Annotated in this window: 19 protein-coding genes; 1 reads left to right on the forward strand and 18 read right to left on the reverse strand. The window is 68.2% G+C overall.

Annotation, left to right across the window (positions count from 1 at the left end):
* The first annotated feature begins 423 nt into the window (after window positions 1-423).
* The gene (locus ABIC50_RS33150; protein WP_354169014.1) at window positions 424-1,881 is read left to right on the forward strand and encodes an MFS transporter; all 1,458 of its coding nucleotides are present in this window, start codon (window positions 424-426) and stop codon (window positions 1,879-1,881) included.
* Window positions 1,882-1,949: 68 nt separating this feature from the next.
* On the opposite strand, the gene ABIC50_RS33155 is transcribed toward ABIC50_RS33150, so the two are convergent.
* The 18 genes from ABIC50_RS33155 to ABIC50_RS33240 all read right to left on the reverse strand — a co-directional run bounded on the left by ABIC50_RS33155 (window position 1,950) and on the right by ABIC50_RS33240 (window position 24,705).
* The gene (locus ABIC50_RS33155; protein ID WP_011656889.1) at window positions 1,950-2,843 is read right to left on the reverse strand and encodes a LysR family transcriptional regulator; all 894 of its coding nucleotides are present in this window, start codon (window positions 2,841-2,843) and stop codon (window positions 1,950-1,952) included.
* A gap of 164 nt (window positions 2,844-3,007) precedes the next feature.
* Window positions 3,008-3,835, reverse strand: a complete 828-nt coding sequence (locus ABIC50_RS33160) for an alpha/beta hydrolase (RefSeq protein ID WP_354169017.1) — start codon at window positions 3,833-3,835, stop codon at window positions 3,008-3,010.
* 329 nt (window positions 3,836-4,164) lie between these two features.
* Window positions 4,165-4,548 carry a VOC family protein gene (locus tag ABIC50_RS33165; RefSeq protein WP_138847695.1) on the reverse strand — a complete coding sequence of 128 codons (384 nt, stop codon included), beginning with the start codon at window positions 4,546-4,548 and terminating at the stop codon, window positions 4,165-4,167.
* A gap of 25 nt (window positions 4,549-4,573) precedes the next feature.
* Entirely contained in the window at window positions 4,574-5,536 is a 963-nt protein-coding gene (locus ABIC50_RS33170) for a hydroxymethylglutaryl-CoA lyase (RefSeq protein WP_354169019.1), read from the reverse strand.
* Window positions 5,537-5,557: 21 nt separating this feature from the next.
* A complete protein-coding gene (locus tag ABIC50_RS33175; RefSeq protein ID WP_354169022.1) occupies window positions 5,558-6,748 on the reverse strand; it encodes a CaiB/BaiF CoA transferase family protein in 1,191 nt (396 codons plus the stop codon).
* A gap of 427 nt (window positions 6,749-7,175) precedes the next feature.
* Complete coding sequence (locus ABIC50_RS33180; protein WP_006753449.1) at window positions 7,176-7,388, reverse strand: hypothetical protein; 213 nt, start codon at window positions 7,386-7,388, stop codon at window positions 7,176-7,178.
* A 122-nt stretch (window positions 7,389-7,510) separates the two neighbouring features.
* Window positions 7,511-10,099 carry an EAL domain-containing protein gene (locus ABIC50_RS33185; RefSeq protein WP_354169025.1) on the reverse strand — a complete coding sequence of 863 codons (2,589 nt, stop codon included), beginning with the start codon at window positions 10,097-10,099 and terminating at the stop codon, window positions 7,511-7,513.
* 63 nt (window positions 10,100-10,162) lie between these two features.
* The gene (locus tag ABIC50_RS33190; RefSeq protein WP_354169028.1) at window positions 10,163-13,897 is read right to left on the reverse strand and encodes a response regulator; all 3,735 of its coding nucleotides are present in this window, start codon (window positions 13,895-13,897) and stop codon (window positions 10,163-10,165) included.
* 58 nt (window positions 13,898-13,955) lie between these two features.
* Window positions 13,956-15,032: an ABC transporter substrate-binding protein gene (locus ABIC50_RS33195; RefSeq protein WP_354169031.1), complete on the reverse strand. Its 1,077-nt coding sequence runs from the start codon at window positions 15,030-15,032 to the stop codon at window positions 13,956-13,958.
* Between the two features lie 494 nt (window positions 15,033-15,526).
* Complete coding sequence (locus ABIC50_RS33200) at window positions 15,527-15,964, reverse strand: hypothetical protein (RefSeq protein WP_354169033.1); 438 nt, start codon at window positions 15,962-15,964, stop codon at window positions 15,527-15,529.
* Between the two features lie 188 nt (window positions 15,965-16,152).
* Entirely contained in the window at window positions 16,153-17,076 is a 924-nt protein-coding gene (locus ABIC50_RS33205) for an ABC transporter permease (protein ID WP_354169035.1), read from the reverse strand.
* Window positions 17,076-17,948, reverse strand: coding sequence for an ABC transporter permease (locus ABIC50_RS33210; protein ID WP_011656879.1), 873 nt, complete (start codon window positions 17,946-17,948; stop codon window positions 17,076-17,078). Before ABIC50_RS33210 ends, ABIC50_RS33205 begins: the two co-directional genes overlap by 1 nt.
* A gap of 46 nt (window positions 17,949-17,994) precedes the next feature.
* On the reverse strand, window positions 17,995-19,074 hold the full coding sequence (locus ABIC50_RS33215; RefSeq protein ID WP_354169037.1) for an ABC transporter ATP-binding protein: 1,080 nt from the start codon (window positions 19,072-19,074) through the stop codon (window positions 17,995-17,997).
* 49 nt (window positions 19,075-19,123) lie between these two features.
* Complete coding sequence (locus tag ABIC50_RS33220; RefSeq protein ID WP_354169039.1) at window positions 19,124-20,290, reverse strand: ABC transporter substrate-binding protein; 1,167 nt, start codon at window positions 20,288-20,290, stop codon at window positions 19,124-19,126.
* 295 nt (window positions 20,291-20,585) lie between these two features.
* Window positions 20,586-21,161, reverse strand: coding sequence for an RBBP9/YdeN family alpha/beta hydrolase (locus tag ABIC50_RS33225; RefSeq protein WP_354169042.1), 576 nt, complete (start codon window positions 21,159-21,161; stop codon window positions 20,586-20,588).
* Between the two features lie 32 nt (window positions 21,162-21,193).
* Window positions 21,194-22,522 (reverse strand): MFS transporter, encoded by a 1,329-nt coding sequence (locus ABIC50_RS33230; RefSeq protein ID WP_354169044.1) that lies wholly within the window; start codon window positions 22,520-22,522, stop codon window positions 21,194-21,196.
* Window positions 22,523-22,684: 162 nt separating this feature from the next.
* Window positions 22,685-23,740: a beta-keto acid cleavage family enzyme gene (locus ABIC50_RS33235; RefSeq protein ID WP_354169047.1), complete on the reverse strand. Its 1,056-nt coding sequence runs from the start codon at window positions 23,738-23,740 to the stop codon at window positions 22,685-22,687.
* Between the two features lie 116 nt (window positions 23,741-23,856).
* Complete coding sequence (locus ABIC50_RS33240) at window positions 23,857-24,705, reverse strand: TauD/TfdA dioxygenase family protein (protein WP_354169050.1); 849 nt, start codon at window positions 24,703-24,705, stop codon at window positions 23,857-23,859.
* Window position 24,706: the final 1 nt, after the last annotated feature.

Here is a 24,706-nt window from a genome sequence, read left to right on the forward strand (position 1 = left end):
CCTATGCGCCCGGTCGATCGCCGGACGCTGGACGCCGACGAACGCGGGAAACCGAGTTCGCAGCTCTGTTGTGCGCCGCCAGGCCAACCGAGCCGATATCGAACCGCGCGCTACGGCATCACGAAGCGCCAAACACGCGCCACACCACCGATGGTTTTCCCTGCCCTCGTGTTCCCGCAGCGGCCGCCGCACCGTCCGACGCCCGTCCCGCAGCCTTTCTGCGCAGGAAAGGATGCTTGAGGCATCCGCAATTATCGCGCCGCGCAAATTCGCCCACCATGTTTCGGACGATCGGCGCCCCCCGCGCATCCGGACTTTCACGGGCTTGGCGGGCACGTGCGTCGCGTCGTGCGAGCGGGCCCACAGGGCCGGCCGCGAACGGCCGGGCGTCGCGCCACGGCAAATCGATAATCAGGAGACACGATGAACAGCCAATCCCTCGACCTTGGCGGCACCGCGGGTGGACCCGCGTCCGCCGTACCGCCCACGGCCCGGGCCGGTACCGATGCGACGGCCCTGCCCGCCCGCGCCATCACGCTCGGCGAATTCATGGACGACCTGCCGGTCGGTGCGCTGCACCGGTTCGTCGTCTGGGTGATCGGCATCGGGCTGTTCTTCGACATGTACGAGATCTTCCTCGTCAGCACGATCGGTTCCGCGTTGCAGAACGAATACGGGCTGAGCCGGCAAAGCGCCGATTTCAAGCTGCTGCTGGCATCGGCATTCATCGGGATGTTCGTCGGCGCGATGTGTCTCGGCAGCCTCGCGGACCGCATCGGACGGCGCAAGGCGTTCCTGATGACGCTCGTCTGGTACAGCGCGTTTTCGCTGATCGGCGCGTTCTCGGTCAATGCCGACATGCTGGTGGCATGCCGGTTCCTGACGGGCATCGGTGTCGGCGCGATCTACCCGGTCGCCGACAGCTTCCTGTCGGAAATCCTGCCGAAGGAAAAGCGCGGGCGGCTCGCCGCGTGGGCCTATACGACCTCATACGTCGCGGTGCCGCTGGTCGGCTTCCTCGCGCTATGGCTGAACCCGCTTCACGTCGCGGGCGTGGCCGGCTGGCGCATCATCCTCGCGATCGGCAGCCTCGGTGCAGTCTACGTGCTGCTGATCCAGCACCGGCTGCCGGAGAGCCCGCGCTGGCTGCTCGCGCAGGGCCGCACGGCGGAAGCGCATGCCGCGGCGCGGCGCTTCGCGGAGAGCGCCGGCGTGCGCGTGCCCGAGCAGTTCGCGGCGTCGGTCGAACCGCAGCGGCCGCTGAGTCTCGGCGAGCGCATCGCGCTGCTGCGCCACCGGCCCTACGGCGCGCGCTACCTGATGCTCGCGGTGTTCCACCTGCTCCAGGGCTTCGGCTATTACGGCTTCGGCACACTCGCGGGCACGGTCGTCAAGAGCCGCGGTTTCGACGTGACGGACAGCACGCTGTTCATTGCGCTGTCGTTCATCGGTTATCCGATCGGCTCGCTGCTGTCGATTCCGCTGCTGAACTGGATCGAGCGACGCACGCTCGTGATCGTGTCGATCCTGTCGATCGCAGCGTTCGGGCTGTGCTTCGCGTATTCGGGCAATACGGCGCTGATCGTCTGCTTCGGTTTCCTGACGACCTGCGCGTCGAACGTGTTCAGCAACGCCTATCACGTGTACCAGGCGGAGATTTTCCCGGCGCGCGTACGGTCGACTGCGATCGGCAGCACGTACGCCCTGTCGCGCATCGTCAGCGGCGCGCTGCCGTTCGTGCTGCTGCCGGTGCTGGTCGCACACGGCGCGGGTGCGATGTTCGGCGTGATCTCGGTTGCGCTCGGCATCGTCGCCGTCACGTTGCGCGTGCTTGGGCCGCTGACCACGCGGCGCAGCCAGGACGACATCAACCCGGTATGACGCGGTGCGCTGCGCCGGGGCGTGCGCATGCGCGCCCGGGTGCTTCGCGTGCGGCGAGTTCCGCTCGTTCAGCGTGCCGACATGAAATCGAACAGCTTTGCGATGTCGGTGGTCAGCACGGTGCCGGCCTTTACGCCGACCCACAGCGTGCGCGTCGCCCACGCGTCGTCGAGCTTCACGACCCCGAGCCGAGCCGCGCGCTCGCCGGTCACCGCGTCGCGCGGCAGCACGCCGATCCCGAGCCCGGCCTCGATCATCCGGCTCACGCCGTCGAAATTCGATACCTGGATGCGCAGCTTCAGCGAGCGCTCGGCCGCGAACGCGGCGTCGGTCATCCGCGCGAGCAGCGAGCTGCCGTCGCTCAGGCCGACGTAGTCTTCATCGAGTGTATCCGCGAAGCGGATGCTGTCGTGCGCGGCAAAGCGATGCCCGCGCGGCACGAGCAGCACGAGCTCGTCGCGCCGGTACAGCCGCCGTTCGATGCCGGGTGCGGGCACGTTGTCCGCGAACACGCCGAGATCGGCCTTGCCGGAGCCGAGCGCGTCGACGATCTCGTGGCTCAGCCGCTCCTCGAGGCTGACCTTGATGCCGGGGTTGTCGGTGAGGAACGCGGCGAGATCGGCCGGCAGGAACTGGACGATGGCCGACGTGTTGGTCCACACGTGAATGTGGCCGCGCACGCCGGCGACGTAGTCGCTCATCTCGTGCGCCATCCGGTTGACCTGCTCGATGACCTTCGCCGCATGCTCGAGCAGCGCGCGGCCCGCGGGTGTCAGCTCGACGCCGCGCGCATGCCGAACGAACAGCGCGCTGCCGGTCACGCTCTCGAGCTCGGCGATTCGCTTGCTGACCGCGGACAGCGTGAGCTGGCCGTGTTCGGCCGCCTTGGTCAGGCTGCCGTGCTCGGCGACGAGCGCGAACACGCGCAGCGACTGCAGATCGAAATGAAGCGGGTTCACCATGATGAGGTCCTGGGAAAAGCCATGCGGCGCGGACGAACGGCACCGGCCCGGCCGGCCCGATGCCGATCATACGCCCCGCCCCGCGCGGCGCGAACCGGTGCGAACCGGTGTGACTCGGGGGCGAATCCGTGCGGATTCGTACGAATTGGCGCAATACGTCGCGCTCAGCGCGGCGCGATCGCCTGCAACGCGGCGAGCATCGCGCTGTCGGGTGTCGCGAGATCGTCGAGCACCGTGAAATGCTGCATGCCGGGCAGCCACGCGCGCGCGATGCGCTCGCCGGCCGCCTCGCATGCGTGCGCATATTCGTGGGCGTGGCGTACGAGTTCCGGCAACTCGGCCGCGCCGACCGCGACGACGGTCGGCGCGCCGGGCCCGATATGACGCAGCGGGCTGTAAGCGGCGATTTCGTGCGCGGTGAGCTGCAGCCTGTCGTCGAGCACGCACAGCGAGATCGGTTCGAGATCGACGAGCGGGCTGATCGCAAGCGCCGACACGACGGCAGGATGCGCGCGATGCACGGCCGTCAGGTGGCCGCCCGCCGAATGACCGCTCAGGTGGATCGGCCGTCGCGCGGTGCCTATGCCGTCGGGGTCGATCGACAGGTAGTCGAGCAACGCGCCGATCTCGCCGACGATGTCGGTCATCGACGCGGCCGGGGCAAGCGTGTATTCCGCGAACACGACGTCGAAGCCGCGCGCGAGCGGCCCGGCGGCCGCGTACGCGAAATCCTCTTTCGCGCAGTGCTGCCAGTAGCCGCCGTGAATGAACACGAACAGCGGCGCGTCGGGCCGGCCGCAGCGCAGCCAGTCGAAGCGCTGCGCCGGGCGTGCGCCGTAATGGAGGTCGCGGTGCCCGGGCGTCGCGTCGTACAGCGCCCGGCTGCGTGCCTGGCACGATGCGAGCACGGCCGGAAAATCGGCAATGGCTTTCGTGTTGAGGTAGGCGGCGTCGAGCGCCGCGCGGTCCATGCCGCGATAGAGGATCGTCATTCGGAAAGTGTCCGGTCGGATAGGCGGATACGCGGATAGGCGGATAGGCGGATGGCGCGGGACATTCGCGGGGCCCGCGGCGAAGGCACCGGACGGGCCGGCGCCGTTGCACCATTATCCGCAGCGCGACCGGGGCCGGCTATCCGGAATCGGCGGCTGCGGCGTGCGCCTGTCCGCTTTCGGCGGAGGACTGCCGCGCGGCTGGCACGTCGTGCCGCCGCGCGAGCAAGCGAGCAAGCGAGCAAGCCGAGCAAACCGAGCAAACGAGCAAACGAGCAATCGGGCGGACCGGCACGACAAAGCAAACGACCAACCGCCCGACGAGCCCCTCAAATCAATTCAGAGATCTCGATCAAGTTCAAATCCGGGTCGCGCACGTACACCGACCGGATCTTCCGCGTCGCCCCGGTGCGTTCGACGGGCCCTTCGACGATCGGCCATTCGACGCGTCGCAGATGCGCGATCACGTCGTCGAGCGGCACCGACGCGATGAAGCACAGGTCGAGCGCGCCGGGCACCGGCACGTGCGCCTTCGGCTCGAACTCCGCGCCGCGCACGTGCAGGTTGATCTTCTGGTTGCCGAAGCGGAACGCGAGCCGGCCCGCGCCGAAGGTTTCGAGCTGCATCTGCAGCACTTCGGTATAGAAATGCTTCGTCCGCTCCGGATCGACGCAAGTCAGGACGAGATGGTCGAGGTGATCGATCAGCGCCATGTGATTCGCTCCTGTTGACGACTGTTCACGAAAAAGCCCGCTGGGCCGGCATGTCGCCGGCTTCGGCGCGCGGCGCCGGATGCAGATCCGAGCGGCGCCCGGCCTTCAGGATCTGGCTCGGCACGTCATGCCCGATCAGCGCGGGCAGCCGTGCGGCCGCGGCGAGCACGGCCGCGAGGTCGATGCCGGTATCGTAGCCGTCGAGCGCGAGCATGTGCACGAGCTCCTCGGTGCATGCGTTGCCGGAGGCGCCCGGCGCGTACGGACAGCCGCCGAGCCCGCCGAGCGACGCGTCGAAGCGGTCGATGCCGGCGTCGAGCGCGGCGAGCGTGTTCGCGAGCGCCATCCCGCGCGTATTGTGAAAATGCAGCGTGAGCTGCAGCGCGCCGAAGCGTTCGCGCGCGCGTTCGGCCAGCGCGCGCACCTGCGACGGATACGCCATGCCGGTCGTGTCGCACAGCGTGAAACCGTGCACGCCGAGATCCGCGAAGCGCTGCATCCACGCGAGCACGGTTTCGTCGCGCACGTCGCCTTCCATCGGACACCCCATCGCGGTCGACAGCGACACGTTGATCGCGACGCCGGTGCCGCGCACCGCGTCGATCACGTCGCGCAGCTGGGCGAACGACTGCTCGCGGGTCATCCGCAGGTTCGCGCGGTTGTGGCTCTCGCTCATCGACATCACGAGGTTCACCTCGTCGACGCCGCACGACAGCGCGCGCTGCGCGCCGCGCACGTTCGGCACGAGCACCGTATAGACGACGCCCGGCGCGCGCACGATGCCGTGCATCACGGCCTCCGCGTCGCGCAGCGCGGGGATCGCCTTCGGCGACGTGAACGACGTGACCTCGATCTTCGCGTAACCGCAGGCGCTCAATGCGTCGACGAGCGCGATCTTGTCGTCGGTGTCGACGAAAGCCGCTTCATTCTGGAAGCCGTCGCGTGTCGCGACTTCTTGGATATAGAGTCGTTGGGGGTGCTGGCTCATGTCGTCGCTCCGCTGGCCGGTTCAGATCACGCCGCGCGTGCGCCACGCGTCGCGCGTCGCGCCATCGATGCCGATCGATTCGAGTACCGTGTCGGTATCGGCGCCGAGCGCGGGCGCGGGACGCTCGATGCGCCCCGGCGTCGCGCCGAGCTTCGGCACGATGCCCGGCACGAGCACGGGCGTGCCGTCGGGCAGCGCGGCGTCGACGATCATGTCGCGGGCGCGGTAATGCGGATCGGCCGCGATGTCCGCGACGTCGTAGATGCGCCCGGACGGGATGCGCGCGTCGTTCAGCGCGGCGAGCACGTCGTCGAGGTCGTGCCGCGCGCTCCATTCGCCGATCGCCGCGTCGATGCGCGCGACCTGCGCGACGCGCCCGTCGTTGTGCGCGAGCGCCGGATCGCCGCCGAGGTCGGGGCGCCCGATCAGCTCCATCAGGCGCCGGAAGATGCTGTCACCGTTGCCGGCGATCAGTGCGTACTTGCCGTCGCGGCAACGGTACGCGTTGGTCGGCGCGATGCCGGGCAGGCTGCTGCCGGCCGCCTCGCGCACCGCGCCGAAGGCCGAGTATTCGGGCAGCAGGCTTTCCATCATGTTGAAGACGGATTCGTACAGCGCGACGTCGACGACCTGCCCGCTGCCGCCCTGCTGCTCGCGATGCCGCAGCGCGAGCAGGATGCCGATCACGCCGTGCAGCGCCGACAGCGAATCGCCGAGCGACACGCCGACGCGCACCGGCGTGCGGCCTGGCTCACCAGTGAGGTGGCGCAGGCCGCCCATCGCCTCGGCGATCACGCCGAAGCCGGGCCGGTCGCGATACGGGCCGGTCTGCCCGAAGCCCGACACGCGCAGCATCACGAGCCCGGGGTTGATCGCGGACAGCGTCTCCCAACCGAGCCCCCAGCCTTCGAGCGTGCCGGGCCGGAAGTTCTCGATCAGCACGTCGGTCTCGGCGACGAGACGGCGCACGACGTCCTGCCCTTCCGGCGTGCGCAGGTCGAGCGTGAGCGACGTCTTGTTGCGCGACTGCGCGGCCCACCAGACCGACGTGCCGTCGTGCAGCAGCCGCCATTTGCGCAGCGGGTCGCCGACGCCGGGCGGCTCGACCTTGATCACGTCCGCGCCGAATTCGGCGAGCATCCGGCCCGCGAACGGCCCGGCGATCAGTTGGCCGAGTTCCAGCGCGCGGATACCGTCCAGGGGTCGCGTCATGACTGTCTCCGATGAAATCGTGTTGTCGATGACGTTGATCATGACGGCGTTCGCGCCCGGCGAAAATCGATCGATGCTCAACCAGCCTTTCCCGAACGGAAAGGCATGCACGGCGGAGAACCGGCAGAACGCCGCGCCGCCTTTCCGCGCGGGAAAGTGCGCTCGCGCAATGCGCAAGCCCGACGCGCGCCTGGCGTCGGCAGCGACGCGCCGGCTCGGGGGACATCAAGACAGGAAGACAGAAAGACGCAACGCCGCGTTGCGGACAACTCACCGCAGCGGGATAGGCCAATCGGGGAGACGGTATTCAGCCGACGCGCAACCCGAACCGGTGGCGCGGATGCGCGATGCGCGCCGCCGACGCGTGTCGGCCATCGGCCGCGCGTCAGCGGGAATCAGTATGGAGCGGCCAGCAGACGGCCGGGCTTCAGTAAGCGGACATCTCGACGCAAGGATCGACCTTGGACGGCGAGCAGATGACCGAATACTTGGCGCTTTCGCGCATCAGCGCTTCGCCTTCGTGCAGCGCGATCTTGATCTCGGGATGACGCTCGTACGCCAGGAAGGCGGAGCAGACCACCGCGGACATCACGACCAGTGAAAACACAAATTTTTCAAGGGGTTGGAAACGTTCTGGCATGGTTCGACCTTTCTTCTAGGCCGACATTATAACGAAGAATAAGGGTTTTCCCTATATTCGCGGCGGCATACCGAACATCCCCCAGTCGTACCCCTTTTATCGGTCAACCCACCCGCCGCCGCTCAAGTCCGCCCAGGCGCTTGCGCCACGTCGACGGTCCTGACCGGAGACGGATGAATGCCGAGATGGCCCGCGCCGAGGCCCACCCGGCTCTGCAGCGAGCTGTGCTCGAACCGCTGGAACGACTCCGCAATATGCTTGCGCAGCAGCGCGACATCCCACGGCTTGATCAGCAATTTCTGGACGGAGCCGTTGTCGGCCGCATCGGCGAGCGAGTCCCCTTCCCCTTCCCCATAGCCCGACAGCAGGATGCGCACGATGTCCGGGTACAGCGCCTTCACGCGCTGCAGCAGGTCGATGCCGGACAGGCTCGGCATGCGGAAATCAGACACGATCACGCCGACGCGATGCTGCGCGAGCAGGACAAGCGCTTCGTCGGGATCCGTGGTGTCGAGAATCTCGTAGCCGTCGCGGCCGAGCGCCCGCCGGAGCCTGCGCAGCACCTCGCGGTCGTCGTCCACCAGCAGCAGCGTCCGGTGCAGCAGTTCGCGCTGCCGGCAGTGCTCGGGAAGCTGCGAGCCGGCGGACAGCATGTCGGCGATTTCATCGCCGGTGACCGGATGGCTGAAGTAGTAGCCCTGCATCGCATGGCAGCGATGCCGGTTCAGGAACGACAGCTGCGCTTCGGTCTCCACGCCCTCGGCCACCGTCTCCATGTGCAGCGACTCGGCCATCGCGATGATCGAGCGCGTCAGCGAAGCGCCTTCGGCGCTGGTGGTAACGTCGTCGAGGAACGACCGGTCGATCTTCACGACATCGATCGGCAAGTCCTTCAGGTACGACAGGCTCGAATAGCCGGTGCCGAAGTCGTCGAGCGACAGCACGACGCCGAGCGCCTTCAGTTCGCGCAGCGTGTGCGCGATCGCTTCGGTGTCCTGCATCAGCACGCTTTCGGTGAGTTCGAGTTCGAGCGAGTCCGGCGCCAGCCCGGTTTCCTCGAGCGTCGTGCGCACCATGGCGGCCACGTCCTGCTGCCGGAACTGGCGCGCCGACAGGTTGACGGCGATCCGGATCGGCGGATGGCCTTCCCGGCGCCATGCGACGGCCTGCATGCACGCGGTGCGCAACACCCACTCGCCGATCGGCAAGATCAGCCCGCAGTCTTCGGCGATCGGGATGAAGCGGTCGGGCGGAATCACGCCGATCCCCGGCCGCCGCCAGCGAATCAGCGCCTCGACGCCGCTGATCTGGCCGGTCTTGAGATCCACCTTCGGCTGGTAGTACAGCTCGAGCTCGTGGTTCGCGACGGCCTGATGCAGCGCGTTCTCGAGGATCGTCTGCTCCTCGACGCGTGCACCCAGCTCGCGCGTATAGAAGCGGTAGCAGTTGCGCCCGTGTTCCTTCGCCGCATACAGCGCGGCGTCGGCCGTTTTCAGCAGCGTTTCGGCGTTGGTGCCGTCGGTCGGGCACAGGCTCACGCCGACGCTGGTCGTCACGTGCAGGTCGTGTTCGTCGAGCGTGAACGGCTCGATGAAGGTGTCGAGGATCTTGCGGGCGATCACGTCCGCGTCCGCTTGCGTCGCGAGGTTGACCAGCATCACGACGAACTCGTCGCCGCCGAGCCGCGCGACCGTGTCGCCGTCGCGCACGGAGCGCTTCAGCCGCGCGGCGACGACGCGCAGCAGCCCGTCGCCGACCGAGTGGCCGAAGCTGTCGTTGATGTGCTTGAAGCGGTCCAGGTCGAGCACCATCACCGCGACGAGCTGCCCGGTGCGGCGCGCCTGCGACATCGCCTGCTCCATCCGGTCGCTCAGCAGGTTGCGATTGGGCAGCCCGGTGAGGGCATCGTGGTTGGCAAGATATTCGATGCGGCCCTGCTGCATCTTGCGCTCGGTGATGTCCTGCACGATGCCGCGCAGGATGATCGCGTGATTCGGATCGCGCCCCGACTCCGCCTGATGCAGCACGCAGCGCTCGGTGCCGTCCGCGTGAACGAGCCGATGCTCGAGCGAGAACGGCACGCCTTCGGTGCGCAGGCTCGTGAACGACTGCACGAGCAACGGCTGTTCGTCGGCCGGCACGGCCTGCAGCAGCCGCTCGAACGTCGGCGGCGCGAGCGCCGCGTCGAGCCCGAGGATCCGGTACAGCTCCGGCGACCAGTAGCCGTCCGTGCGGCCAGCCTGGAATTCCCAGTTGCCGACATGCGCGAGCGCTTGCGCGTGCGTGAGGCTGACCTCGGTGGTCGCCAGCTTTTCGACCGCCGCGGCCGCGCGCAGCAGATACCGGATCCGGTAGCCGAGCAGCTTCCAGCGCATCGGCTTCGATACGAAATCGGTCGCGCCGGCGTCGAACGCGCTGGCGATCGATGCGTCGTCGTCGTTGCCGGTGAGCATCACGATCGGCACGCGGCGGCCTTCCGGCAACGCGCGCAGCGCGCGGCAACAGTCGAAGCCGTCGCCGCCGGGCATCTCGACATCGAGCAGCACGACGGCGGGACGATGACGCAGGAACGCTTCGATGCCTTCCTGCGGCCCGGTCGCCTCCTCGACGCGAAAACCATCGGGCTCCAGCGTTTCCACGACCAGCATCCGCGTCATCGCGTCGTCATCGATGATCAGAATCGCCGGCAAATCGGCATGTTCGTGGTTCACGACCGTCCTCCTGTTCCTGTATCTGTCGCTTCGCGATCGCGGTGGCGATCGGCCGGCGGCCAGTCAACTTTCGACGCGCTCCGCGACCAGCGCGGCGTGCGCCTGTTCGAATTCCGCATCCGTGCCGGCGACGAGCTCGACGGCCGCGTTCACGTCGGCGGCGCGCGCCAGCCGCTCGATCTCGCGGCAGCGGGCCGACAGCAGATGCGCGCCGACGTTCGCGCTGCTCGACTTCAGCGTATGGGCGGCAAGCTTCAGCGCATCGGCATCGCCCGCTTCGACCGCGGCGTGCATGTCGCGGATCAGCCGCGGCGCGTCCATCGTGAATTGATCGATGATCCGGGTCAGCACGTCCGGGCGGCCGGGCCGCTGGAGCGCGCGCAATGCATCGAGCGCCTTGCGGTCGATCACGTTCGCGTCCTCGTCCGGATCGGCGGCCGCCGCCGCGCTCGTTGCCGCGCTCGTTGCGGGACGCGTTTCGATGCTTGCTTCGAGGTTCGTTTCGATACCGGTCCGGGCCACCGCTTCCGCGTTTTCGCTCGCGGCAGCTGGCACGTGTGCGCCGCCGCGAACATGGCGTGCGAGCGTCTGCAGCAGCGCATCCCGGCGGAACGGCTTGCCGAGATAGTCGTCCATGCCGGCGGCCAGGCAGCGCTCGCGGTCGCCGCTGAGCGCATTGGCCGTCAGGGCGATGACCGGCAGGCGCGGCGCGCCGGCTTCGGCTTCGCGCCGACGCAGCCGCCGCGTCGCCTCGAAGCCGTCCAGCACCGGCATCTGACAGTCCATCAGCACCACGTCGAAAGCGTCTTGCTCGAGCATCTTCAATGCCTGCTCGCCGTCGTCGGCCACGGCGACCCGATAGTCGGTGTCTTCGAGCATCGCGAGCGCGATCTGCTGATTCACCGCGTTGTCCTCCACCAGCAGCACGCGCGCGGCGATCTCGTCGAGCGGCCTGCCCGAGTCCGGCCCGGCTTCATCCGACACCGGCGCGGCCGACGCCAGCCGAGGCGGCATCACGTGCACCGCGGCCGCGATCGCCGTATAGAGATCGTTGCCATGGAGCGGCTTCGTCAGCCGGGCGGCGATGTCGAGTTCGTGCGCGACCTGGATGCTGTCCATCATCTCGAACGCGGTCAGCGTGATGATCCGAAGCGCACGCAGCGCCGGATCGCGGCGGATGTGCTGCACGAGCGAGATGCCGTCCATGCCCGGCATCCGCACGTCGATGATCGCGAGGTCGAACGGCGCACCGTCGGCGACGGCGGCCCGCAACTGCGACAGCGCATCGTCGCCGCCGATCGCCGAGGCGACGCACAGGTGCCATTCGATCGCATGTTCGAGCAGCACGCTGCGATCGGTCTCGCTGTCGTCCACGATCAGCACCCGCAGGCCGGCGAGCGACGGCCTTCCGTGTGCCGCGACGCCGACCTCGCCGGACGCCGGCTCGAACGGCGTCGTCACGGTGAATACCGAGCCCTTGCCGGGCGTCGAGTCGAGCGCGAGCGTGCCGCCCATCATCTCGGCGAGCTGGCGGGAAATCACGAGCCCGAGGCCGGTTCCGCCGTATTTGCGCGCGGTCGAACTGTCGGCCTGCTGGAACGGCCGGAACAACTGCGCGGCGACATCGGGTGCGATGCCGATGCCGCTGTCGGCGATCTGGAACACGATGCGCCCGTCGTCCGAATACGCGGCGCTGAGCCCGACGTGCCCGTGCTCGGTGAACTTGATCGCGTTGCCGAGCAGGTTCGTCAGGATCTGGCGCAGGCGGACCGGGTCGCCGCGCATGCGCTGCGGAACGGAATCGGCACGCTGGTACACGAGCTCGAGCTCCTTGCGTTGGGCATTGGGCTCCATCAGCGCGACGACGTCGTCGAGCAATTGATGCAGGTTGAAATCGATGCGCTCCAGCGTCAGCTTGCCCGCCTCGATCTTCGAAAAATCGAGAATGTCGTCGATGATGACGAGCAGCGTCTGGCCGGACCGATACACAGTGTCGACAAACTTGCGTTGCTTCGACGTCAACCGTGTGCGCTGCAGCAGCTCGGTCATGCCGAGCACGCCATTCATCGGCGTGCGGATCTCGTGGCTCATCCTCGCGAGAAAATCCGATTTCGCGGAATTCGCGGCTTCGGCCGTCGCGATCGCGGCCTGCAGATCGACGTCGCGCCGCTCGATTTCATCGAGCATCATGTTGAAGCCGGCGATCAGCGCCGCGATTTCGTCGCGGCCCTTGTGGGACATGCGCAGCGACAGGTCGCTGCCGCTGCGGATGCGCGCCATCGTGCGCGTCAGGCTCGACAGCGGGCGCGCGATCGACGTGCCGAGCCGATGACTGATTACGAACCCGCCGATCGCGAGCAGGAACGAGACCACCACGATCATCAGGAACGCGCTCGTCACGGCGCGGTACACGTCCGACACGATGCCGCGCTGTTGCAGATCGACGCGCACCGCCTGCTGTTCCGTGTAGGCCGCGAGGCGATTGGCGGTGGTGTCGACGTCCGCGACGATGCGCTGCATCGCCACGTCGTTGGCAAGCATGTCCGACTTCACCGCGACGATGCGGCGCGCGGCGCCGGCGAGTTCCGTGGTGAGCGCAACCACCGCCTGCGCGCGGTTCGCGTTGCCCTGCCCGTCCGTGACGAGGGCGTCGCGCAGGGCGCTCGCGGACTGCGCGAGCGCGCCGGCAAGCTTGTGCAGTTCGGTGTCGGCGTGCTGCAGACGCTCGGCCGTCTCGCTTTGCGCGACCATGCGCAGGTGGAACGCCAGTGCGTTGATGCCGCCGTTCACCGCCGCCGACAGCGACGCAATCCGCGCGGCGCGGCCCCGGAACGCGATCGCTTCGTCGAGGCGCTGGCGCGCAGCGACGATCCGCAACGCGAACGGATCGGCGATTTCCGCGAGCTTCACATCCAGCGCGTCGAGCGCGCGCAGCACCTGGTCCTCTTTCGCGCGGTAGCGCGTCGTGACGGCCGGTTGCGCGAACATGCCGGCGCGCAGCGCGACGAGCCCGTCGTTGCCGTCGAAGATGTCGGCCGCCACGCGCCCGAGCGCGCTCGTGACGCCCTGCGCGGTCGCGGCATCGAGGTTCGGCGCCGCGAGCGCGAGCCCGTTGCGCGCGCCGTCGATGGATGCCTGCATGCGTTCGCGCAGCGGCGCGAGCCGATATCGGTTCGGCGCGACGTCGACGCGGCTGGCGACGGTCGTGACGTCCTTGACGTTCGTCCGGACCTGATCGAGCGCATGAATCGTCCGGTTGTAGGCGTTATTGGCCGCGAGCGCGTCGTTCACGCGGGCATCGGCGTCGGCGCCCAGCCGATCGGTTTCCTTGCCGATCTCGCTCAGCAGCGTGGTGCCGCGTGCCTGCACGCGTTCGATCAGCTGGCGTTCGGCGACGAGTTGCGCGTCGCCCCGCAGGCGCTTGTCGACGCCTTCGTTCATCGATCCGAGCATCGTGCGCAGATCGGCGGACGGCGCGTCGATGCCGCCGTGCCCGTCGATCGCGCGCACGGCCGCCGTGATGCGCGCGATGCGCTGCAATTGCGTGTCGATCTCCGACGATGACTGCTCGCGCTCCGATGCGTCCCGCGCCCGCTCGAGCTGGCCGAAATTCACCGCGAGTTCCGCGTACGCGCGCTGCAGCTCGTTGCTGTGCATCTGCAGCGGCAGCGATTCCGTCGTCAGCGTGCGCACGCCGGATGCGATACCGTGCACGGCGATCAGGCTGGTCATGGCAATCGCCACCGCGCCGAGCAGCATCAGGCTGGTGCTGGTGACGAGCTTCGCCTTGATGTCCATGCAGCCCTCCAGGGTCGGGATGGCCAATCGGACGGCCAGCGCGCGGCCGTCCGGCCGGTTATCTGGCCGATGCGTCGAGCGGCGTGACGCGGCCGTGTGCGATTTCAGTGAGGAACACGTCGTCGAACGCCTGATGATCGTCGGCATTCAGGTCGGCCACCAGGCCGCCCAGGTCGACATGCCGGATCGATTCGAGCGCCTGCTTCAGCGTGGCGCGGGTCGGCGCCGGACCCGCGCGCTCCAGCCCGATCAGCGCGATCTTCGCGTCGAGGCAGCCCTCGATGTGCACCACACCTGCCCGTTCGCCCGGAAAGCGTTGCTCGAACAGCCGGACGCAGTCGCGGATGACGGGGCGCTCATTCTGCGGAAGCGGCACGACCTGCGAGATCAGCGTGCCGTTTCCTTCTTCGCCGAGCAGGCGCAGCAAGTCGTCGGTGCCGACGAACGACACCGCCGCGAGCCGCGCGTTCAGCCCTTCGCGGTGCGCCGCGCGAATGAACGCGGCCACCGGCGTATACGGGCCGACCATGATCACGACGTCCGGCCGCCCCTCGAGCACGGCCGCCAGGCCGGTGTCGACGGCCGTGGTGCCGCGCCGGAACGTTCCTGTCGCGACGACGTCGAGGCCATGGCGCTGCAGCGCGAGCCGTGTGCCCGCCAGCACCGCGAGCCCGAAGCCGTCGTCCTGGTAGAACACCGCGAAACGCTTGGCGTGGTCGTGCGCGCGCAAACGCTCGACCAGGGCGCGCGTTTCGTCTTCGTAGCTGGCGCGGATGTTGAATACCTCCGGCGTGACCGGCCGGCGCAGCGCCATCGCGCCGCTGAACGTGCCGACGAGCGGAATGCCGGCGTCCCGGATGATCGGCAGCACCGCGGTGGTCGTCGGCGTGCCCACATAGCCGAACAGCGCCAGCACGTTGCGCCGCTCGATCATCTCCAGCGTGTCGTCGACGGTCCGCTCGGGCTCGTAGCGATCGTCGGCGACCACGAGCTCGATCTTCCTGCCGTGCACGCCGCCGTGCGCGTTCACATCGTCGAAGACGGCCTGCGCGCCCATCAGCAGCCCGCGTCCGAGCCCGGCGGAATTACCCGACTGCGCGTTGACCATGCCCAGGCGGATCGTGTCGTCGCTCACGCCGGGCTCCGCCGCGATGCACATGGCGTGGCCGGCCATCGCGGCGCAGCATGCGATGAGGGCAAGCGTGCGTCGGTAGCTTGGGCGGGCAAGCTTGTGCAACACGTTCGAAGACGAGGTACCCGAACACATCCGTGCGACAGACTCGCTCTCGTCCATGCTGGGTTCCCCTTCGGCACCCGGTTTTGTCGATTTGATGGTGCGCCGCGCCGTTGCCGTGGTACGCGTCAATTAGTCATATATATAGATTGCATCTATTAGGACTGCAAGGCGACGAGCGAACGATGGGGTTCGTGGCGGGCCTTGCACTGCAGCAATCGAACGCGACCAAGCGGCCGCGGCGGCGCCGGATCGCGCTGGCGGAATTTCGATACGGTCGTCAATGCGGGGCGTTGTTGCCGGAAACGGTTCGAGCGGGCCGGCGCCCGTCGCGGCGGCGAATTGGAAAATTCGGGAGATGGTGCGAGAAGATGCGACCGGGCGCGATGGACGACTTACCGCGGCGCCGATGCGCCGCTGGCCGCATTGCCGGGCCATGCGTTGCCGATCTTGTCGATCAGCGATTTGGCGGCGCCGGTCGCGATGGCGGCGTCGACCCCCGAGGTCTGCCACGCCCCATCGGCGGCCTGCACGAAGGTCAGGTTCGCTCGCGATGGCGCGTAATCGGTGTTGCGCCACGTGACCACGACATCGCACGTGTAAGTGCGCTCGCGGATCTTCCTGCAGTCGCCGTCGGGCTTCGCGGAAATCACGTCGGCAGACACGGGCAGCGGCTGGCCGAACAGCGCGTTCAGGCCGCCGTGGTTTTCCGCTTCGAGCGCGCGTCGCACCGCGGCGTCGACGTCGCTCGAGGCGGGGCCATCGTGGAGCAGGTTGCAGGCGGCGAGCAGCGTGGCCGCACAGCCGAGCGTCAGCAGCGTTGGAAACTTCATGGAACTCCGTGAGTCGGGTGAGCGTCGGGTGGCATGCGGCGATGCCAGTGAACGCATCGCCGGGCCGGTACGCTGCGTAGTCTGCAACGTCGGCGCGTCGTTCGCGGTATCCATTTGTAACGAATTGCACGCAGGCATGCGCAAGCACGGACAGCGCCGCACGGTGCGTCCCGCTGCTTCCTTAGCGTTTACTGCCGCTCCTGCTTCACGCGGCTGACGAGTTGCGTCGGGCTCACGAACTGCAGCGCGATCACGACCCAGATCAACGTGATGGCCATGTAGATCATCGCCATCGCGTCGATCGACTGCGGCGCGCGCACGCCGGTCGAGAACACCGCGTAATACAGCGCGACGACGAGCGTCTGCGTGCTCGGGCCGGCGGTGAAGAAAGTCAGCTCGAACATCCCGATCGTGCGCACCAGCACGAGCAGCGCGGCCGCGAGCATGCCGGGCACCAGCAGCGGCAGCAGCACGTAGCGGAAATAGCGCCATGTGTTCGCGCCGAAGATGCGCGCGGCGGCCTCGAGATTCGGGTCGATCTGCTCGATGAACGGCGTCATCACGAGGATCACGAACGGCAGCGCCGGCACGAGGTTCGCGAGGATCACGCCCGACAGCGTGCCGGCGAGCCCCACCTTGTACATCACGGTCGCCATCGGGATCCCGTAGGTGACGGGCGGCACCATCAGCGGCAGCAGGAACACCAGCAGCGCGAAGCGCTTGCCGCGAAACCGCACGCGCGCGAGCCCATAGGCGGCCGGCACGCCAAGCGCGACCGACAGCAGCACGACCGCGCCGACCACCTCGACCGTCACCCACAGCACGCTCGCGAGCTGGAAGTCTTCCCACGCCTTCGCGTACCAGTGCAGCGTGAAGCCCTGCGGCAGCGGCGTGCCGAACCAGCGCGTCGCCACAGAGTTCACCGCGACAGTCGCGATCAGCAGCATCACGTTCAGCAGGAAGAACGCCATCAGCCCCCACACGAGGGCCTTCCATGCCCGGCCGGCGAGGTTGCTTCTCATCTTCTGCGGTGTCCTCGCGTTGACGGGGCGCGCATCGGGCGCGCCCTGCTTCGGCGGCCAGGCCGGCGCGGCATGATTGTCGGTCGCCATCAGCCCTTGCCCCCTGTCACCGGCCCCGTATAGAAGAAGCGGCGCGCGCCGAGCATCGATGCGACCACCAGCAGCTGCACGAAGCCCATCACGATCGCGATCGCCGACGCGAGCGAATAGTCGTAGCTCTCGAACGCGGCTTCGGCGGCCGCGATCGAGATCACGCGCGTCGGCCCGGCCGGCGCGCCGAGCAGCACGGCCGACGGGAACACCGAAAACGCCTGCACGAACGACAGGCACGCGGCCATCGTGAGCCCCGGCACGAGCAGCGGCAGGTAGATCTGCCGGAATTGCTGCCACGGGTTCGCGCCGAGCGTGGCCGCGGCGCGCGCGAGCGTCGGGTCGATGCCGCTGATGTACGACAGCATCAGCAGGAACGCGAACGGAAAGCCCGATACGATCAGCGACAGCAGCACGCCCCAGTAGTTGTGCGTGAGGCGCACTTCGTCCGTGTACAGGTGCAGCCCCTGCAGCGCTTGCGGGAACCAGCCGTTCGGGCCGAAGTACGTGAGCATCCCGTCGGCGACGAGCACCGTGCCGAGCGTGATTGGAATCACGAGCAGCGTGGTGACGAACTTCTGGTACGGCGAGTTGCGGCGCAGCGCGAACGCGACCGGCACCGAGATGCCGACGTTGATCAGCGTCGCCGGCACCGCGAGCTTCAGCGTGACGAGCACGGTCGGCCACATCGCGGTGTCGGTGAAGAACTGCACGTAGTTCGCAAGCGCGCCGCCGCCGTTCATCGGCTGGAATGACAGCACGAGGCCGTAGGCGAACGGGTAGATGAACAGCGCGACGATGAACGCGAGCGCGGGCGTGACGAGCCACGCCTTCGCGTCGCGCGGCGTGGCGCCGGTCGTGAGCGTGCTCATGCGGCCTCCCGCCGGCGCATTGCCGCGCATGCGGCGCGGCGGCCGTTCATCGCGCGTCTCCCGCATAGACGAGCGTGCGCTCTGGCGGCACCCGAAGCCGCAGCCGCTCGCCTTCCACGAATTCGCCGGCGACCCGCGCCCAGATCGAGCCGAACGGCGTGATCGCACGGATCAGCGAATCGCGGCCGCCGTACTCGACCGTTTCGACGGTCGCGTCGAACGCGTTGTCGGCGCCGGCTTCCGCGCGCTCGATGTCGTCGGGGCGCAGCGCGACCACGACGTCCTTGCCGTCGAAGCCGGCCATTGGCACGCCGGTGATGCGCACGCCGGCGGCGGCGACGTTCACGTAGTCGCCGGCCATCCCTTCGAGCGTAAATGGCAGCACGTTGCGATAGCCCATGAAGCGTGCAACGTGCAGGTTGTGCGGGCGCGTGTATACATCCTTCGGCGACGCGACCTGCTGCACGACGCCCTCCTTCATCACGACGATCCGGTCGGCCATCGACAGCGCCTCGTCCTGGTCGTGCGTCACGTAGATCGTCGCGCGTTCGAGCTGCGTATGGATGCGGCGGATCTCGGCGCGCATCTCGATGCGCAGCTTCGTGTCGAGGTTCGACAGCGGCTCGTCCATCAGCACCAGCGGCGGCTCGATGACGATCGCGCGCGCGATCGCGACGCGTTGCTGCTGCCCGCCCGACAGCTGTCCGGGCAGCTTGCCCTCGTGGCCGACGAGCTGCACGAGTTCGAGCGCCTGCTGCGCGCGCCGCCGCGTTTCCTGCTTCGGCACGCCGCGCATCTTCAGCCCGAAGCCGACGTTATCGAGCACCGACATGTGCGGAAACAGCGCGTAGTTCTGGAACACCATCCCGAAGCCGCGGCGCTCGGGCGGCAGCACGTCGATGCGCGTGTCGTCGAGCCAGATGCCGCCGCGCGTGAGCGGCTGCAGCCCGGCGATGCAGTTCAGCGCGGTCGACTTGCCGCAGCCCGACGGGCCGAGCAGCGCGATGAACTCGCCGCGCCGGATGTCGAGATCGAGCCCGTCCAGTGCGGCGACCTGCGCCCCTTCCGCATTCGTGAAGCTGCGGCACACGCCGTCGAGCCGCAACCGTTCGAAACTGTGCTTCATTACGCGAACTCCGTCGGCGCGGGCGCCGCAGCGCCCGCGGGTTCATGCGTCATTTCGACTTCTGCGAACCGATCTCGCGGTCCCACTTCTGGAATGCGGCGACCATCGCCTGCGCATTGAGCGGCTGCACGTGCGGACGATCCGCGAGCAGCTTCGCGTACTCGGGGCGGCCGAACTTCCTGATCACCTCCTGGCTGTGCGCGGGCGCCATCTCGAGCGTCACGCCCTTCACCGCCGGGCCCGGATAGAAGTAACCGTCGTCGTAGGTCATCGCCTGCTGCGCCGGTTCGAGCAGGAAGTTCATCAGCTTGAACAGCGCGTCGAGCTTCTCCTTCGGCACGCCCTTCGGGATCACCATGTAGTGTGCGTCGTTGACCCACGTCATGCCGTCGAACGCCTGGATCCGGAAGTCGGCCGGCACGATGCCGAGCGCGCGCGGGTTGAGGTCCCAGCCGGTGACGGTCACGGTCATGTCGCGCGTGCCCTCGCCGAGCTCCTTCATCACGGCCGACGTGCCGCCCGGGTAATACGGGATGCAGTCGTTGAGCTGCTTGAGGAACGCCCAGGTCTTGTCCCAGCCGTTGATCGGATCCTGCGGGTTCTTGTCGCCCAGCACGTAAGGCAGCCCCATCAGGAACGTGCGGCCGGGGCCCGAATTCGCCGGGCGCGCGTAGATCAGCTTGTTCGGATGGGCCTTGCACCACGCGAGCAGTTGGGCGGGTGTCTTCGGCGGATCGCTGACCTTCGCCGGGTTGTATTCGAGCAGCGGGCCGGCCGGCATGTAGGTGACTTCGAGGCCGAAGCCCTGCGCGACATCCTGCATCTTGCGCGGACCGGGCGCGTACTTGTCGAGCACGCCGGGGAAGGCGCCCGCGTTGTCGGGCAGCAGCTTCATCCACAGGTTCTGCTCGATGCCGGCGGCGAGCGCGTCGGTGCCCGTCAGCACGAGGTCGATGTCGGAGCGCCCCGCCGCCTGCATCGCCTTGATTTTGCCCGGCAGTTGCGGCGCGGGCGCGTTCGTGAACGTGACGTTCGATACGAGGTTCGGGTTCTTCTCCTTGAACGCCTCGATGGCGCCGCGCGTGAGCTGCAGGTTGCCCGCGACGTCGACGACATTCAGCGAAACGGGGGCCGCGACGGCGGCTGCGCCCGACAGCATGAGGCCCAGCGCCAGGGTGATCCGGCGGACACGGCGCGCGATCGTGGTGGTGTTCATGTCTCCTCGCTTCGGTCGGTGGATGGGACCTTTCTTTCGGGGAATCATGACGGCGTTATACGATGTCGGTCAACAAAAAACCGAGCGGCGCGGGGCGGGAATTTCCCTAACAAAAACCTTCCGTTCGCCAATGATTGGCTGATTGACCGATTTCGCGGCGCGACCGGTGCAACGGCCAAGCCGCGTGTTAGGACGTCGTATATCAATCGATGCGGAAATGGAATCGGTTCACGGGGACGCGCAGGCATGAAATCCTGCGCGCCGTGTTGCGATACGTTGAGCGCGCTCAGGCCACTCAGGCCGCACGGAGCGCAATCACCTCCCCGATCAACCGCTCCGCGTCATGCCACACGCCATACCCCGACGCCGGGTTCAAATGCCCGACCTCGCCGAGATCGACGAGCTTGCTGCCCCACCCCGCCGCGAACGCCTCGGCGCGTTCGAAGCGCGCAAGCGGATCGTTGCGGCTCGCGGCCACGATGCTCGGAAACGGCAGCCGCTGCGTTGGCACCGGCGTCCAGCCGTGCGCGTCGAGCGCATCGGGTGTCGGATAGCCTGCGGGCATCGGCGTATCGAGATCGGCCGGCGCGGCGAGCAGCGCGCCGTCGATCGCACGCGTGGCCTGCCGCGCCCAATGCGCGACGATCATCACGCCCGCGCTGTGCGCGACGAGCATCACGGGGCCGTCGATCGCGGCCAGCGCCGCATCGAGCGCCGCGACGCGCGCGGCGCGGCTCAGCTTGTCGGCTTCCAGCGGCGCGACGGCGCGCGCGTTCGGCAGGCGGCGTTGCAGATGCGTTTGCCAGTGGTCTTCGACGTGATCGCGCAAGCCGGGCACGATCAGGATGGTGGGCGCGGTCGCCAGGGTCATGCAGCCTCCGGGAGAATTCGGTTCAGGAAGGTTCAGGAAAGACGGGATGCGCGCCGTTCGCGTTCGACGCGCGCGATATCGGCCGAGTAGCTCGCGCGTCCGATCGCGAACAGCACGGCGGCCGCGAGCGGCACGGCGGGAATCCATTGCAATGCGCCGACGAGACCGGCGCGATCGGCGACCCACCCGGTCAGCAGCGGGCCCGGCGCCATGCCGAGCAGGTTGTTGGCGAGCGTGAGCGTCGCGAACGCCGACGCATGGATCGCGGCCGGCGTCAGGTTCGCGACCATCGCGCCCGACGCGCCGGACGCCCCCGCGCCGACCAGCATGCCCGCGCAGATCAGCGCAAGCTGCAGCGGTCCGGGCGGCAGCCGGAACGCGATCGCGAGGCACACGCCCGTCAGCACGCAATACGCGATCGCGGTCAGCCATTTGTGCGTGCCGTCGGCACGCCCGACGCGATCGGTGACGATCCCGCAGCCAACCATCCCGACGCCCGACAGCAACACGAAGCCGGCTGCGAGCACGGCGGCGCGGTCGGGCGCCATCGCGTAATAGCGGTTCAGGTAGCTCGGCAGCCACGCGAACAGCGCGCCGGGCACGAACAGGTGCAGCCCGCTGCCGACGTACGCGCAGATCACCGAACGCGACGCGAACAACCCCGACATCAGCACGCGCACGCTGCCGCGCAGGTCGCGCGGCGCATCGGGATGGGGCCGGCACGGTTCGACGCGGCACGCCGCGAGCCTCCGTTCGGTCACCACGCCGCGATACGCAATCAGCAGCACGATGCCGAGCGCGGCCATCACGCCGAACGCCCAGCGCCAGCCGAGATGCGCGCCGACCAGCCCGCCGAGCGCCATCCCGAACACCGAGCCGAAGGCGCCGCCGGCCATGAACGCGCCAGTCAGCGTCGCGCGCAGGCGGGCCGGAAAGATGCTGAGGATCAACGCAACGCCGACGCTGCCGTACGCGGCTTCACCGAGCCCGACGAGCCCGCGCGCGACGAGCATCTCGGCGTAATTGGTGGACAGCGCGCAGCCGAGCGTCGCGACGCTCCACAGCGCGGCCATCAGCACGATGCTGCGCACGCGCCCGAAGCGGTCGGCGAGCACCGACAACGGAAACGTCAGCAGCCCGACCAGCAGCGCGACGACGCCGGACAGCGAGCCGAGCTGCGTGTCCGACAGCCCCCACGCGTGCTTGAGCAGCGGAAACACGGCGTTGAGCACCTGCCGCGACATATAGTCCGACAGCAGCAGGCCCACGGTCAGCCCGAACACGAGCCAGGCATAGGCCGGTGCGCGCCGGCCGGTGGCGGCCGCCTCCTGCAGCGACGGCTCGACGTGATGAATCAGCATGCGTGTCTCCTCCGGCACCGGAGCGGTCGTGCTCCGGCGCGGCTTGCGTGGCCCCGCTCCGTTGACCGGAGTCAGCCCCCGCGCCGTGCGCAGGGGTAGGTGCCACGCCACAACGATCGGCGGGCGGCGGCCACCAAGGCCGCTACCCGGATGCGCGGCGCGTCAAGCCGCGCGCAGCGGCACGCTCGCCTGGCCCGGCCGGCGGTTCGGCGCCATCCCGAGCTGCACGAGCGTCTCGTCGACGCCGTCGTACTGCACGCCGATCTTGTAGATCGCCTTCGCTTCCTTGCCGGTCGCGATGTCGCGGCCGAGTTCGCGCGCGATCCGCACGCACTGCTCGACCTGCTGCACGGACGTCATCCGGTTGCCCTTCTGGTCGATGATCGTGTCCTCGATCCCGCAGCGCGGATGCAGGCCCAGCGCCATCGCGACCGTGTTGATCGGCAGCACGTTCTTCATCAGCGATTCGAGCGTGATGCACGCGCCGTCCGGGCAGCGCCGCACGAATTCCATGAAGTTGTACGGATTCGGGCCGTCGAAGCCGCCGCCGATGCCGACCCACGTGACGTTCAGCGGGCCGCGATAGACGCCGCGGCGGATGATCCGTTCGAGCGTCTCGAGCGCGTGCATGCCGGTGAGCTGGAAATGCGGCTGGATCCCGGCCGCCTGCAGGCGGCGCAGGTGTTCGTCGACCCAGCCGGGGCCGGCCGGCACCGTCATCTCGCGGTACGCATCCCACAGCGCGGCTTCGTTCAGCGAGGTGCCGGCGATGTCCTTGCGGTTCATCAGCTCGGTGATGTTCATCTGCACGGTGTTGATCGCGACCGTCACCTGGTCGGGCTTCGGCGTCAGTTCGGCGAGCATGTGACGTGTGTCGTCGGACAGCCATTTCGCGTCCGCGCCATCGCCTTCCGGCGCGAACGAGATCGAGCCGCCCACCTGCAGGATCATGTCGGGCACGGCCTCGCGCAGCCGGCCGAGCAGCTCGTTGAACTTCGACAGTCGCTTGCTGCCCTTCCCGTCGAGTTCGCGCACATGCATGTGCAGCACCGTCGCGCCCGCGTTGTAGCAGTCGACGGCCTTCTGCACGTGCTCGTCCATCGTCACCGGAATGTCTTCCGGGAAATCGGCGGGCATCCATTCGGGGCCGTACGGCGCGACCGTGATGACTACCTTGTCCTGGTTTTCCGGGTGCAGCGAATCGTCGAAAAATTGCATGTCGTCCTCCAGTGGAAATCGTTGTGTTCGGGCGTACGGGCGTGCGTATCCCGCCGTGCCGGGCGGCGAGCCCGGCGCGTTGTATCGGTCGTGGATCGGTTACGGTGCGCGCGTGCTCAGAACGGCACGTCGCCGACGATGCCCGCGCGCTCCATCCGGCGCACGCACGGCGGGTAGTCCATCACCGCGTAATGCTGGGTGGCGCGGTTGTCCCAGATCGCGACGCTGTTCTTCTTCCAGCGCCAGCGCACCTGGTATTCGGGGATCATCGCCTGGCTGATCAGGTAGTGCAGAAGTTGTCCGGCGCCGGGGTTCGCGTCCTGCCCGACGCGCACGCGTCCTGGTGTGTGGAAGTTGGTGAAATGCGTGGTGAACGCATTTACGTACAGCACCTTCTCGCCCGTTTCGGGATGCGTGCGCACGACCGGATGCTCGGCGTCCGGATACTGCGCCTTCAACGCGAGGCGCTTGTCGATCGGCATCGCCGCGCCGAAGCTCGCCTCGATGCTGTGGCGTGCGCGCAAGTCCGCGATTTGCTGCTTCACGTGGTCCGGCAGGTTCTCGTATGCGAGCACCATGTTCGCCCACATCGTGTCGCCGCCAACCGGCGGACCGTCGATGCAGCGCAGCACACAGCCGAACGGCGGCGCCACGCGCCAGCTCGCATCGCTGTGCCACGCATTCTCGTAGCGGTCGTTCGGCTGGTCGGGCGACTTGTAGATCCGCACGAGCCCGGGGTGCTCAGGGTCGCTGCCGGCGACCGGGTGATCCTCGAGTTCTCCGAAGCGGCGCGCGAATGCGACGTGCTCGGCACGCGTGATGTCCTGGTCGCGCAGGAACAGCACGCGATGGCGCAGCAACTGCGTGCGGATCTCGGCGAACAGGCCGTCGTCGTGCACGGCGTCGGCAAGGTTCACGCCAAGTAGTTCCGCGCCGATCGCACAGGTCAGGGGTTCGACTCGCATG

This window comes from Burkholderia sp. 567 (genome assembly GCF_040545115.1).
GTDB classification, from domain to species: domain Bacteria; phylum Pseudomonadota; class Gammaproteobacteria; order Burkholderiales; family Burkholderiaceae; genus Burkholderia; species Burkholderia ambifaria.

What these genes read in the sequence shown, in the direction of transcription:
- ABIC50_RS33150 (WP_354169014.1), top strand. Translation starts at nt 424, where the DNA reads ATGAACAGCCAATCCCTCGACCTTGGCGGCACCGCGGGTGGACCCGCG.
- ABIC50_RS33155 (WP_011656889.1), bottom strand. Translation starts at nt 2,843, where the DNA reads ATGGTGAACCCGCTTCATTTCGATCTGCAGTCGCTGCGCGTGTTCGCG.
- ABIC50_RS33160 (WP_354169017.1), bottom strand. Translation starts at nt 3,835, where the DNA reads ATGACGATCCTCTATCGCGGCATGGACCGCGCGGCGCTCGACGCCGCC.
- ABIC50_RS33165 (WP_138847695.1), bottom strand. Translation starts at nt 4,548, where the DNA reads ATGGCGCTGATCGATCACCTCGACCATCTCGTCCTGACTTGCGTCGAT.
- ABIC50_RS33170 (WP_354169019.1), bottom strand. Translation starts at nt 5,536, where the DNA reads ATGAGCCAGCACCCCCAACGACTCTATATCCAAGAAGTCGCGACACGC.
- ABIC50_RS33175 (WP_354169022.1), bottom strand. Translation starts at nt 6,748, where the DNA reads ATGACGCGACCCCTGGACGGTATCCGCGCGCTGGAACTCGGCCAACTG.
- ABIC50_RS33180 (WP_006753449.1), bottom strand. Translation starts at nt 7,388, where the DNA reads ATGCCAGAACGTTTCCAACCCCTTGAAAAATTTGTGTTTTCACTGGTC.
- ABIC50_RS33190 (WP_354169028.1), bottom strand. Translation starts at nt 13,897, where the DNA reads ATGGACATCAAGGCGAAGCTCGTCACCAGCACCAGCCTGATGCTGCTC.
- ABIC50_RS33200 (WP_354169033.1), bottom strand. Translation starts at nt 15,964, where the DNA reads ATGAAGTTTCCAACGCTGCTGACGCTCGGCTGTGCGGCCACGCTGCTC.
- ABIC50_RS33205 (WP_354169035.1), bottom strand. Translation starts at nt 17,076, where the DNA reads ATGGCGACCGACAATCATGCCGCGCCGGCCTGGCCGCCGAAGCAGGGC.
- ABIC50_RS33210 (WP_011656879.1), bottom strand. Translation starts at nt 17,948, where the DNA reads ATGAGCACGCTCACGACCGGCGCCACGCCGCGCGACGCGAAGGCGTGG.
- ABIC50_RS33215 (WP_354169037.1), bottom strand. Translation starts at nt 19,074, where the DNA reads ATGAAGCACAGTTTCGAACGGTTGCGGCTCGACGGCGTGTGCCGCAGC.
- ABIC50_RS33220 (WP_354169039.1), bottom strand. Translation starts at nt 20,290, where the DNA reads ATGAACACCACCACGATCGCGCGCCGTGTCCGCCGGATCACCCTGGCG.
- ABIC50_RS33225 (WP_354169042.1), bottom strand. Translation starts at nt 21,161, where the DNA reads ATGACCCTGGCGACCGCGCCCACCATCCTGATCGTGCCCGGCTTGCGC.
- ABIC50_RS33230 (WP_354169044.1), bottom strand. Translation starts at nt 22,522, where the DNA reads ATGCTGATTCATCACGTCGAGCCGTCGCTGCAGGAGGCGGCCGCCACC.
- ABIC50_RS33235 (WP_354169047.1), bottom strand. Translation starts at nt 23,740, where the DNA reads ATGCAATTTTTCGACGATTCGCTGCACCCGGAAAACCAGGACAAGGTA.
- ABIC50_RS33240 (WP_354169050.1), bottom strand. Translation starts at nt 24,705, where the DNA reads ATGCGAGTCGAACCCCTGACCTGTGCGATCGGCGCGGAACTACTTGGC.